We start from the raw sequence: 12,291 nt of genomic DNA, 5'->3' as shown, positions 1-12,291 counted from the left end.
GCGGCGGGCATAACCCGCCTGCACGTGCCGAATCGGCTCCGTTTCAGTCCACACCGTAAAGGAACACCCGTAATGAAGATGAATTGGCCCAACCTGGCCGCGCTCGCGCTGTTCGCGACGGCGGCGTTGACGGCAGGCACCGCGTCGGCGGCTGAGATCAAGGAAGTGCGCTTCGGCGTCGAGGCGTCGTATGCGCCGTTCGAATCGAAGTCGCCCGCTGGCGAACTGCAGGGCTTCGACATCGACGTCGGCAATGCCGTGTGCGCGAAGCTGAAGGTCAAGTGCGTGTGGGTCGAGAACTCGTTCGACGGCCTGATTCCGGCGCTCGAAGCGCGCAAGTTCAGCGCGATCAACTCCGACATGACGATTACCGACCAGCGTCGCCAGGCGATCGACTTCACCGATCCGATCTACACGATCCCGAACCAGATGATCGCGAAGAAGGGCAGCGCTCTGCAGCCGACGCCCGCGTCGCTGAAGGGCAAGCACGTCGGCGTGCTGCAGGGCACGATCCAGGAAACCTATGCGAAGGCGCGCTGGGCACCGGCCGGCGTCGACGTCGTACCGTATCAAACGCAGGACCAGATCTACGCGGACCTCGCGTCGGGCCGTCTCGACGCGTCGTTCCAGGACGCCGAAGCGGCATCGAAGGGCTTTCTGAAGAAGCCGCAGGGCGCGGGCTTCGAGTTCGCCGGTCCGGCTGTCAGCGACGAGAAGCTGCTCGGCGCGGGTGTCGGCTACGGCGTGCGCAAGAACGACAAGGCGTTGAAGGATGCGCTGAACGGCGCGTTGAAGGAACTGAAGGCGGATGGCACGATCGACCGTCTCGCCGCCAAATACTTCGACGTGAAAGTCGTGCTGAAGTAACGATGCATCGATGTGTTGCGCGTCGCCAGCGACGCGCAACGGGTGCAGCGAGCGATTCGTGACTCGCAATGCAGAACGGCCGCTAATGCGGCCGTTTTACTTTTTCGCGCGCGTGTCGCAAACGTTCAACAATATTTCGAGATATTGCCTCGTAAGCCTGTTCGCGCCCAATGACGCTGCGATAAAATTGCGACGCACTCTGCCACGCGCGACGCAGCTTTTAACGTCAAAGAAACGCGCCTACGTGCAGCGAAAAACAGAACATAGCGGCCAGGCGCCAGCGGCGCCGAGCGGGGGACCGGAATGACCACCATCGCAATCGAGACTCTGAGCCACAGCGGCACGACCGACGACGCGTCGCTCGCCGCCAGCTACGCGCGGCAGCCCATTCTGAATCGGGACGGCATGCTGTGCGGCTACGAGATCAAGGTGCGTGCGCCCGAGCTGCCGCTCGCCGACGCCGATCAGGATGCACCGCACGCCGAGACCCATTCCCAATCCGACGCCGACACCGACGCGTTGCCGGGACGCTCGCCCACGCCGGCGCAACGCGTCGCGCGCGCGATCGTGCGCGGACTCGTGCAGGCCGACGTGCGCGGCGCGCTGACTGGCCATCCGGCCTACGTCGACGTGAACCGCGAACTGCTGCTCGACGACGCGATCCTGAGACTGCCCGCCGAGCGCTTCATGCTCGAGCTGCCTTCGTCTCTCGAAGTCGACGACGCGTTGATCGCGCGTGTCGTGTATCTGCACGGCCGCCGCTACCGCTTCGCGCTCGACGACGTCACGCAGCCCAACGAAACTTTCGCGAAGCTGCTGCCCTACGCCGAAGTCGTCAAGATCGACGTCACGCGCACGCCGCGCGCGCTGCTGCCGAAGCTGGCGAGCGTGCTGAAGTCGGCGGGCAAGCTGCTGCTCGCATCGGCTGTCGACGCGCAGGCCGACTTCGAAACGGCGCATGAGCTCGGCTTCGACCGCTTCCAGGGCTATTACTTCGCGCGTGCGCAAAGCTCGGCGACGCGCCGCGTCAGCGCGCCGCGCCACGCGCTGCTCAATCTGCTGCAACTGCTCGCGGGCGACCCGACGGTCGCCCAGCTCGAAGCCGAGCTGAAGATGAACCCGGTGCTCGTCATGCATCTGATGAAGCTCGCGAATTCGAGCGGCCTCGCGGTCGGTCACAAGGTGACGACGCTGCGCGACGCGATCAACGCGACGGGCACCGACCGCATCGCGCGCTGGACGCAGCTGCTGCTCTACGCCGACGGCCGCAAGGTCGCGCTCGAGGACGATCCGCTGCTGCAACTCGCCGCCAGCCGCGCGCGCTTCATGGAGCTCGCGATCGAGCGCATGCCCGAGGCGGGCCGCGACGAAGCCGACGCGGCCTTCCTGACCGGCGTGTTCTCGTTCGTCGATGCGGTGTTCGGCGGCTCGCTCGAAAAAACCCTTAACATCCTTACGCTGTCACGGCCGATCCAGGCCGCGATCCTGCATCGCGAGGGCAGGCTGGGTCTGCTGCTGAGCGCGGTCGAGGCGCTCGAAGGCGGCGCATGGGAGCGCGTCGCCACGCTATGCGAGCGTCTTGCGCCGTTGACGGTGGAAGAGGTCGCGCAGATGGGGCTCGCGGCCGGCGCATGGGCCGGCGTCGCGGATCGCAGCGCGGAAGGGCTGGAGCGAATCGAGGATTGAGTGGGGTGAAAACCCCACATCGTGCCCGGATAAAATCGTTTTCGGGCAAACACGGCAAGGATCAAAGTGAAGCAGAGTGATCAACGATCACGCCAGGTCTTCACATCATCTCCATTTCCCGCATCTGCCCCTGGCCGAAAAAACGTCCTAACTCCTGTGCCATTTCGTTGAGCACGCTCATCTCCTTCTGCGAGATGCGGCGCGCCTCCTGCGTATGCGACCAGTCGCCGTACAGTAGCGCGACGGTCTGATCGGTTTCGTCGAGTATCGGCAGCAGCACGAACGCACGGGCGTCGTCGAACGAGCGCCGGAACCACTCGGGCAGCCGCGCGACCATCTTCGGGTCGCGCGCATTCTCGATGAAGATGCCCACCGAGTTCGCGATCGCCAGATGAAACACGTCGGGTGCGAACGCGGTGCTGAACGCGAGCCGCGGCAGCGCCGCGTCGATCTTCGGCCCGAAGCCGAGACGCGCCCTGAACGTGCCGTTGCTATGCTTGACGTACACCACGGTGCGCGCGAAGCCGAGCGCCGCGAGCACGGTCTCGGCGGCCATCCCGAGCGCCGGTGCGAGCGGGCTGCCCTCGGGCAGACCGCGCAGATCCTTCACCCCGACCTCGATGCGCGCCTCGGGCGTCATCGCCTCGCGCGCGATCGCATCGGCATTGGCGCGCAACTCGACGATTTCGCGCATCACGCCGTCGCCGCCATCCTCGCGCGCGAGCGCGACGCTCATCTGCAGCAGCACCTCGGGGTCGGTGTTCAGCGCGCCGCTGTACTCGTGCGCAAGCTCGCCGATGCGCGCCTCGCGCTCCCCCTCGGGCATGCTCTGCTGCGCGAGCACGTCGGCGACCGCGGTCGAGTAATTGGTGATCGCGCGCAACCACTGCACCTGGCGCGGTTGCGTCACATCTTCCGGATCGAACTCGCCCATGCCCGAGCGGATCGTGTCGGGCAGGCGCCAGCGCACCGCGGCTTCGTGGCCGATTTCATCGAACGTGACGCCGAGCACCAGCACGCACGCATCGGCTTCCTGCGCGCCGCCGTCGATATGGCGGCGAATCTGGTCCCACTCGGCGTCGAGATAGAACACGACCAGCAGCTTGCCGATCTGCCGCATCAGCGTGCAGACCACCGCTTCTTCGCCGGCGCGCAGGTCGCCGCGCTCGGTCAGCTTGCGCGCGACGCAGCCTGACAGCAGCGTGCGGTTCAGTTCGAGTTTCGCATCGATGCGGCGCGGCGCGCTGTGATGAAAGTGATCGACGATCTTCAGGCCGACGACCAGATGGCCGACCGCATCCATGCCGAGCACCATCAGCGCCCGCGACACGGTCGTGATGTTGCCGCCGAACGCCATGTACATCGCCGAGTTCGCGAGCCGCAGCACCTTCTGCGTGAGCGCGAAGTCCGACAGCACCACTTGCACGAGGCCGGTGAAGTCGAGGTCGTCGTTGGTCACTGCTGCCATGGTGGTGCGCAGCGATTGCGACAGCATAGGGAAATCGCCGCGCTCGCTCATTCGCGTCCAGAGCCGGTCGAGCACTGCCGCCTTTACCATGTGAGTCCCGCAAAAGCCATACGTGTTCCAGTGAATGCCATGCCGGTCGTGAGCCGGCTTGTTCCGCTGCGTGGGCGTCGAGTCCGCATCGCCCGTTACGCGCCGTGCAACTGAAGCTCGCGCGTCTCGAAGCGCTGCGCGAGTTCTTCGGACGGCAGCGCCTTGCAGACGAGCCAGCCCTGAATGTGATCGCAGCCCATCTCGGTGAGCAGCGCGCGTTGCGCTTCCGTTTCGACGCCCTCGGCAACCAGTTCGAGGTCGAGCGTCTGCGCCAGGCCGACGACAGCGCTAACGATTGCCTGATCGTTTCGCGAGGTTAGCAGATTCTCGACGAAACTCCGGTCGATCTTCAGCTTCGCGAGCGGAAAACGCTGCAGGTACGCGAGGCTCGAATAGCCGGTGCCGAAGTCGTCGACGGCGAAGCGGATGCCCATCGCCGTCAGGTCTTCGAGCAAGCCCTTGGCGTGCGCCGGGTCGTGCATCAGCAGACTTTCGGTGATCTCGAAGACGACGCGGCGCGGATCGATGCCGGTCAGCTCGATCGCCTCGCGCACCGAGTCCTTGAAGCGCGGATCGCGAAACTGCTGCGGCGACACGTTGACCGCCACGTACTGCAGCGGGATGCCTTTGGCGTCCCACTGGATCAGCTGCATGCACGCGACCTTCAGCACCCAGTTGCCGAGGAAGTTGATCAGCCCGATCGACTCGGCGAGCGGAATGAACATCGACGGCGGCACGAGGCCATGCACCGGATGCGACCAGCGGATCAATGCTTCGACACCGACCACGCCCCGCGTGCGGCTGCTCGTGATCGGCTGGAAGTGTAGCGAAAACTCGCCGTTGCGGACGCCGTCGTAGAGGTCGGCCTCGAGCTTCAGTCGTTCGGCGTCGGCCGGGTTGTCGTCGGGCACGTAGAACGCGAGCGTGTTGCCGCCCGCGGCCTTGGCCTGCAACAGCGCGTGGTCGGCCCAGCGCAGCAGGTGGGTATCGTGGCCGCCGGTGTCGTTGGCGTGGCGTACGTCCGGATACAGCGCGATGCCGATGCTGGCCGACAGATGCACCTGCTGACCCTTGAACACGTACGGCTGCTGGATCGCGCTCAACAGGCGCCGCGCCAGCGCTTCGGCGGCGGCCGCCGCGTCGGTGCGGCTCGCGGCCGGCTTCACGAGGATCGCGAACTCGTCGCTGGCGACGCGCGCGATCGTTTCGTTCGGGCTCGTCATGTTCAACAGGCGCCGCGACGTGTCGCGCAGCATTTCGTCGCCGGCGTCGTAGCCGAGCGCGCGGTTCACGCGCTGATAGTCGTCGAGATCGAGCAGCAGCAACGCGACCGGCGTGCCGTGCGCGTCGGCCTTGTGCTGCGCGTCGAGCAACGCGTGCAGCAGTCCCGACTGGTTCGGCAGGCTGGTCAGCCGGTCCAGATGCAACGCCTGGGTCAGGCGCTCTTCGGTGGCGCGCCACGACGACACGTCGAAACCGGCGATCGCATAGCCGTCGACGCCGTCGTGGCTGCTGCGCACGACCCGCAGCTCGACCGTGATCGGGTAGGTCAGCGACTTGACGAGCCCGAGGGTCGCTTTCTCGACGTTGCCCGAGGCCGCCGCGTGCTTGAGCAGCGCGTCGAGGCGCGGCACGTCGGCGGGCGCGACCAGATCGTGCAGCGTCGCCGTTTTCAGGTATTCGCGGTGATAGCCGATGAAGCGCAGGCTCGCGTCGGACACGTAGACGAAGTGCAACGCGTCGTCGACGTGCGCGAGCAGGTCGACCGCGCCCACCACCTGTTCCAGTGGGGGCGGTCGGTTCGTGCTGCTCGGCTGGTCGTCGTCCTCGCGCCGGCCGAACGCCCGCAGCCGGTCGATGACCGTGCGCAAGGAGCCCCGGCGGGGCGCGGTGATCGTGTTCGCTTCCATGTTTGTCGCTGGCAACCTGGTTTCGTCCGCTGGCGGGGCTGCTTGTCCGCCGGTCCGGGCGGCCGGGAGATATCAGGCCGCCCCATCAGAACGAGATAACGACTCTTATGGCGAAATCTTTAGCGGCCCGCGGAGAAAAACATCTGGTAAGGAGAAGCCCGGTGCCGTCGCCGGGACGATTCGGTTAAAGTGACGCCGCTTAGTGACCGTTAACACGGCGAATCTCCCCTAATCTGGCGACGCTGATGACGTCGCGTAGCGTTGACTTTCCGAACCTTGCACCGATGATCCATGTCCGAACGCCCCGTCGTCAGGTCTGCCCGACCCCCACGGCCCGTCCCGCGGGACGTCGAGGTGCGTGATGTATTCGCCGGCGCGTTGACCGGCTATCGTGAGCACGGGCACCCGGACGCGGTCCCGCAGTACGTCTACGTCGGCCGTCAGCCGATTCTCGATCGCACCGGCGCGCTTCACGCCTACGAGTTGCTGTTCCGTGCCGGAACGTACAACTACGCCGAAATCAATGACGACGCGCAGGCCACCGCGCAGGTGGTCGCGCGCACGATCGGCGGAATCGGCGTGCCGGCCGTGCTCGGCCAGCATCGCGGGTTCGTCAATATCGACCGCGCGCTGCTCTTTAGCGACATCGTCCATCTGATGCCGCCCGAGCGCTTCGTGCTCGAAATCCTCGAAACCGTACGCTACGACGCCTCGCTCGGACGCCGCCTCGACGAGCTGCGCGGCGCCGGCTTCCAGGTCGCGCTCGACGACGTGCGCGATCTGACCGACGAGCTGGACGCGATGCTGCCTTACGCCGACATCGTCAAGATCGATTTCCTGCAGACGCCGCGCCCCATGGTCGCGAAACTCGCGAAGACACTGCGCGGCCACGGCAAGACGCTGCTCGCCGAGAAGGTCGAGACGCACGAGGACTTCGCGCTCGCCCACGAACTCGGCTTCGATCTGTTCCAGGGCTACTTCTTCGCGCGGCCGCAGGTGCTGGCCGCGCCGCGCAACCGTTCGCTGCGCCCGGGCCTGCTGCGGCTGCTCGCGCTGCTGTCGCGCGACGCCGGCATCGTCGAGCTCGAGGCGGAGCTGAAGGTCAATCCGGGCGTGGTCGTGCAACTGCTGCGGCTGGTCAATTCGAGCGCGTTCGGCCTCGGGCGCAACATCGCGTCGCTGCGCGAGGCGATCATCGCGACCGGCACGCGGCAGATCGCGCGTTGGGCGCAACTGTTGCTCTACTCGGATACCGGCGATCTGCCGTGGCGCGCCGATCCGCTCGTGCAACTGGCCGCGACGCGCTCGCGCTTCATGGAGCTCGCCGCGAACTGGCTGCATCCGGCCGACGGCGAATTCGCCGACGCCGCGTTCATGACCGGGATTTTTTCGCTCGTGCACATCGTGCTCGACAGCACACCCGAGACGGTCCTCGAAAAGCTCGGCCTCGCGCCGCAGATCCGCGAGGCGATCGTTGCGCGCAAGGGCGAACTGGGCGCGCTGCTGCTGATCGCCGAGGTCGCGGGCGAGGGCGGCGACGCCGCGCCGGTCGCGACGGCGGCGGGTTTCCACGCGCTGACGCCCGACGTGCTGTCGGAGCTGAACCTGTCGGCGGCGGCGTGGTTCGGCGCGCACGTGGCGGAGTTGGGCGTTTGATGCGCTGAGCTCGCGCGCCGCATTCTTTCGATTCGCTTGTGGTCCGGGGCGCCGAGCGACGCGGCGGGCGCATCCGTGGTCCAATAATAAGTTCAGCGACGGCCCGTAACGCCGGCCGAAGCTCTCTTCGATGGACCGGATCAGCCGCGTGCGCTCACGCATGGAGGAGCAGATGAAGATAAAACACATACCGGCGGTACTGACCGCCGTCATGGCGTTCGGATTCGCAATGCATTCGCCGCTCGCTTCGGCAACCCTGAAGCCCGGCGATACCGCGCCGACGTTTACCGCCGAGGCCTCGCTCGGCGGCAAGACCTACACGTATTCGCTGGCCGACGAACTGAAGAAGGGGCCGGTCGTGCTGTACTTCTATCCGGCCGCGTTCACGAAGGGCTGCACGATCGAGGCGCACGAGTTCGCCGATGCGGTCGACGAATACAAGAAGTACGGCGCGACGGTGATCGGCGTGTCGCACGACAACATCGACACGCTGACGAAGTTTTCGGTCAGCGAATGCCGCAGCAAATTCCCGGTCGCCGCCGACGCCGACGCGAAGGTGATCAACGCGTACGACGCGGCCATGCCGCTGAAGGCCGGCATGGCGAATCGCGTGTCGTACGTGATCGCGCCCGACGGCAAGATCATCTACGAGTACACGAGCCTGTCGCCCGACAAGCATGTCGAGAACACGCTGAACGCGCTCAAGGAGTGGGCGGCCGCGCATAAGGGGCAGTGAGGGGCCGTACGCGCCATCGCGTTTGCCCGTGCCAGCCGACTAAAACCTCTTGCCGGATGAGCTTGCGATGCCGATTGTCGTTGCGTTGATTGCGCTGATCGCGCTGGGGTACGGCGCGGTGCGCGCCTTTGATGCGCTGCGGGCCGATTTCGGGCTGGCGGTGGCGGAGGGCGTGGCCGTGCTGGTTGCGTTGCTGATCGCCGGTGCGCTCGCGTACTGGCGACAGCGGCGCCGCGAAGTCGCGCCAAACGTGCGGGACGGCGACTGGACGCATGAACTGAAGGGCAGTTGGGGTTCGGTGCGGCTCGCGGCGGCCAAGCGGTTCTGCGAGATTCGCGTCGGCGACGAGCAGGGTGCGTATATCTTCGCCGATCTGCTCGGCGCCGAAGTGCAGGGCCGCAACGCACAGGCGCGGCTCGCGCTGAAGGTCAAGGACACACGGCACGGCGAGTGGCTCGTGCCGATGTCGAACGAACGGGTGGCGCGCCAATGGCAGCGGATTTTCTCGCTGGCCATCGAGCAGAAGCTGTAAGCGCCACCGCCGCTACCTCATGACGACGTCGGCGCCGTGCCACCCGCGCGGCGCGCCTTTCTCGCTTCCCAGCGCACGCGGAGGCGATCCATGTACAGATACACGACCGGCGTCGTATAGAGCGTCAGCATCTGGCTGACGATCAGGCCGCCGACGATCGAAATACCGAGCGGAGCGCGCATCTCCGCGCCTTCGCCGCTGCCGAACGCGAGCGGCAACGCGCCGAGCAGCGCGGCGAAGGTGGTCATCATGATCGGCCGGAAGCGCAGCAGACAGGCCTGGTGGATCGCGTCGCGCGATGACATCCCCTTGCGCGACGCGTCGATCGCGAAGTCCACCATCATGATCGCGTTCTTCTTCACGATGCCGATCAGCAGGATCACGCCGATCAGCGCGATGATGCTGAACTCGGTGTTGAAAAGCAGCAGCGCGAGCAGGGCGCCGACGCCCGCGGACGGCAGCGTCGACAGGATCGTCAGCGGGTGGATGTAGCTCTCGTACAGGATGCCGAGCACGATATACACGGCCGCGAGCGCGGCGAGGATCAGGATCGGCTGATCGGACATCGACTGCTGGAACGCCTGCGCGGTGCCCTGGAAGCTGCCGTGGATCGTGCCCGGCATGCCGATCTCGGCCATCGTGTCGTAGATCGCCTGGGTGGCGGTGGACAGCGACACGCCCGGCGGCAGGTTGAACGAGATCGTCGAGGCGACGAACTGGCTCTGGTGATTGACCGACAGCGGCGTGGTGCCCGGCCCGAAGCTGGCGATCGCCGACAGCGGCACCATCGTTTCCTTCGCGGTCGACACCGCCGAGCCTGAAGAAGCGCTCGACTTGCCGCTCGCCGCGATCGAGTTGATCGCCTGATTGCGCGCGGAGTCGGCCGCGATGCTGGCCGCGCTCGTCGCGGTGGTGGCCGCCGTGCCGCCGGTTGCCGCGCTCGTCGTACTCGCCGTGCTGGTTGCTTTGGACGTCACGGTGCCGGCCGGCGCATTGGTGGTCTGCGCGCCGCTCGCGCTGCCGCCCGAGGTGCTGACGAAAATCTGGTTCAGCGTTTCCGGGCTCTGCCAGTAGCGCGGCGCGACCTCCATCACGACGTGATACTGGTTCAGCGGGTTGTAGATCGTCGACACCTGGCGCTGGCCGAACGCGTCGTACAGCGTGTTGTCGATCTGCGCGGGCTTGATGCCGAGACGCGATGCGGTGGCGCGGTCGATCGTCACCATCGCCTCGAGACCGCCTTGCTGCTGGTCGGAGTTCACGTCGGCGAGCTCCTTGCGCGCCTGCAGCGCCTCGGTGAGCTTCGGCCCCCACTTGTACAGATCGGGCGTCGAGTCGGCGAGCAGCGTGAACTGATACTGCGCGTTCGATTGCCGGCCGCCGACGCGGATGTCCTGCACCGCCTGCAGGAAGGTGCGCGCGCCGGCCACGTCGCCGAGCGGCGCGCGCAGCTGCTGGATCACCTGGTCGGCGGAGATCTTGCGTTCGCTTTTCGGCTTCAGCGACACGAACATGAAGCCCGAGTTGGTCTGCCGGCCGCCGGTGAAGCCGACCACGCTGTCGACCGCCGGGTTCTTGCCGACGATCTCCATCATCTGCGAGAACTTGCCCTTCATCGCCTGGAACGACGTGCTCTGGTCGGCCTGGATGCCGCCGATCAAACGCCCGGTGTCCTGCTGCGGGAAGAAGCCCTTCGGCACGATGATGTAGAGCGCGACGTTCAGCGCGATGGTCAGCAGCAGCACGAGGACGATCAGCAGCGGATGTCGCAGCGCCCAGCCGAGCGTGCGCTCGTAGCCGCGCTGCATCGACGTGAAGCCACGTTCGAGCCAGCGGCCGAAGCGGCTTTCCTGTTCTTTTTCGTGCGGCTCGCGCAGCAGGCGCGAGCACATCATCGGCGTGAGCGTCAGCGATACGACCAGCGACACCGCGATCGCGAGCGACAGCGTCAGCGCGAACTCGCGGAACAGCCGCCCGACGATGCCGCCCATCAGCAGGATCGGCAGGAACACGGCGACGAGCGAAATGCTGATCGACATCACCGTGAAGCCGACCTCGCGCGCGCCGAGGAACGCGGCCTTCATGCGCGGCACGCCGTCTTCGATGTGGCGCGAGATGTTTTCGAGCACGACGATCGCGTCGTCGACGACGAAGCCGGTCGCGATGGTCAGCGCCATCAGCGACAGATTGTCGATCGAGAAACCCATCAGGTACATCGCGCCGAACGTGCCGATGATCGAGATCGGCACGGCCACGCTCGGAATCAGCGTCGCGCGCCAGTTGCGCAGGAACAGGAACACGACCATCACGACGAGCGCGACCGCGATCACGAGCGTGCGCTCGGTGTCCTTCAGCGACGCGCGGATCGTCGTCGAGCGGTCCGAGGTCGGCGCGATATCGACGTTGGCGGGCAGCGACGCGTGCAGTTGCGGCAGCATCGCCTTCACACGGTCGACGGTTTCGATGATGTTCGCGCCCGGCTGCCGGTACAGGATCACCAGCACCGAACGTTTGCCATTGAAGAGGCCGAGGTTGCGCAGATCCTCGACCGAATCGACGACCTCGCCCATATCGGAGAGTTTGACCGGCGCGCCGTTGCGATAGGCGATCACGAGATCCTTGTACTGCGACGCCTTGCTCGCCTGGTCGTTCGTGTAGAGCTGCACACGGTTTTCGCCGAACTCGATCGAGCCCTTCGGGCTGTTCGCGTTGGCCGCCGCGAGCGCCGCGCGCACGTCTTCGAGGCCGATGCCGTAATGCGACAGCGCGTTCGGTTCCAGCTCGACGCGCACCGCCGGATTCGCCGAGCCGCTGACGTCCACTTCGCCGACCCCCTGCACCTGCGACAGCGACTGCTGCAGCACCGTGGCCGCCGAATCGTAGAGCTGGCCGGCCGTGAGCGTGCTCGACGTCAGCGCGAGAATCAGGATCGGCGCGTCGGCCGGATTGACCTTGTGATAGGTCGGGTTGCTGCGCAGGCTGGCGGGCAGGTCGGCGCGCGCCGCGTTGATCGCCGCCTGGACGTCGCGCGCGGCGCCGTCGATGTTGCGGTTCAGGCCGAACTGCAGCGTGATGCGCGTCGAGCCGACCGAGCTTTGCGACGTCATCTCGGTCACGTCGGCAATCGAGCCGAGATGCCGTTCCAGCGGACTCGCGACGCTCGTCGCGACGGTCTCCGGACTGCCGCCCGGCAGCGTCGCCTGCACCGAGATGGTCGGGAAATCGACCTGCGGCAGGGGCGCCACCGGCAGCTTGGTGAACGCGAACACGCCCGACAGCGCGATGCCGATCGCCAGCAGCGTGGTGGCGACCGGGCGGGAGATAAACGGACGCGACAGATTCATCG

8 protein-coding genes are annotated in these 12,291 nt (G+C 66.3%); 5 read left to right on the top strand and 3 right to left on the bottom strand.

Translation table 11 applies throughout. The annotated features are described in order from the left end of the window. Nucleotides 1–72: 72 nt before the first annotated feature. Together L0U84_RS12760 and L0U84_RS12755 are read left to right on the top strand one after the other, a co-directional pair. On the top strand, nucleotides 73–867 hold the full coding sequence (locus L0U84_RS12760; RefSeq protein WP_233850311.1) for an ABC transporter substrate-binding protein: 795 nt from the start codon (nucleotides 73–75) through the stop codon (nucleotides 865–867). A gap of 303 nt (nucleotides 868–1,170) precedes the next feature. Beyond that, nucleotides 1,171–2,553 (top strand): EAL and HDOD domain-containing protein, encoded by a 1,383-nt coding sequence (locus tag L0U84_RS12755; RefSeq protein ID WP_233850310.1) that lies wholly within the window; start codon nucleotides 1,171–1,173, stop codon nucleotides 2,551–2,553. A gap of 100 nt (nucleotides 2,554–2,653) precedes the next feature. Here L0U84_RS12755 and L0U84_RS12750 read toward each other — a convergent pair whose 3' ends face one another. Together L0U84_RS12750 and L0U84_RS12745 are read right to left on the bottom strand one after the other, a co-directional pair. Further along, nucleotides 2,654–4,111 (bottom strand): HDOD domain-containing protein, encoded by a 1,458-nt coding sequence (locus L0U84_RS12750; protein ID WP_233850308.1) that lies wholly within the window; start codon nucleotides 4,109–4,111, stop codon nucleotides 2,654–2,656. Nucleotides 4,112–4,206: 95 nt separating this feature from the next. Next, nucleotides 4,207–6,021, bottom strand: a complete 1,815-nt coding sequence (locus L0U84_RS12745) for a putative bifunctional diguanylate cyclase/phosphodiesterase (RefSeq protein WP_233850306.1) — start codon at nucleotides 6,019–6,021, stop codon at nucleotides 4,207–4,209. A gap of 291 nt (nucleotides 6,022–6,312) precedes the next feature. Between L0U84_RS12745 and L0U84_RS12740 the strand changes: the two genes are divergently transcribed. The 3 genes from L0U84_RS12740 to L0U84_RS12730 all read left to right on the top strand — a co-directional run bounded on the left by L0U84_RS12740 (nucleotide 6,313) and on the right by L0U84_RS12730 (nucleotide 8,945). Then, on the top strand, nucleotides 6,313–7,677 hold the full coding sequence (locus L0U84_RS12740) for an EAL and HDOD domain-containing protein (RefSeq protein ID WP_442793999.1): 1,365 nt from the start codon (nucleotides 6,313–6,315) through the stop codon (nucleotides 7,675–7,677). Between the two features lie 172 nt (nucleotides 7,678–7,849). Next, the gene (locus tag L0U84_RS12735) at nucleotides 7,850–8,413 is read left to right on the top strand and encodes a peroxiredoxin (RefSeq protein WP_233850305.1); all 564 of its coding nucleotides are present in this window, start codon (nucleotides 7,850–7,852) and stop codon (nucleotides 8,411–8,413) included. Nucleotides 8,414–8,480: 67 nt separating this feature from the next. Then, nucleotides 8,481–8,945 (top strand): hypothetical protein, encoded by a 465-nt coding sequence (locus L0U84_RS12730; protein WP_233850304.1) that lies wholly within the window; start codon nucleotides 8,481–8,483, stop codon nucleotides 8,943–8,945. Nucleotides 8,946–8,962: 17 nt separating this feature from the next. Here the strand turns inward: L0U84_RS12730 and L0U84_RS12725 are convergent, their stop codons facing one another. Beyond that, a complete protein-coding gene (locus L0U84_RS12725; protein WP_233850303.1) occupies nucleotides 8,963–12,289 on the bottom strand; it encodes an efflux RND transporter permease subunit in 3,327 nt (1,108 codons plus the stop codon). Nucleotides 12,290–12,291: the final 2 nt, after the last annotated feature.

The sequence above is a fragment of the Paraburkholderia sp. HD33-4 genome (assembly GCF_021390635.1).
Lineage (GTDB): Bacteria > Pseudomonadota > Gammaproteobacteria > Burkholderiales > Burkholderiaceae > Paraburkholderia.
Note: the sequence above shows the minus strand (reverse complement) of the source record. Positions and strands in the feature narration are given on the sequence as shown.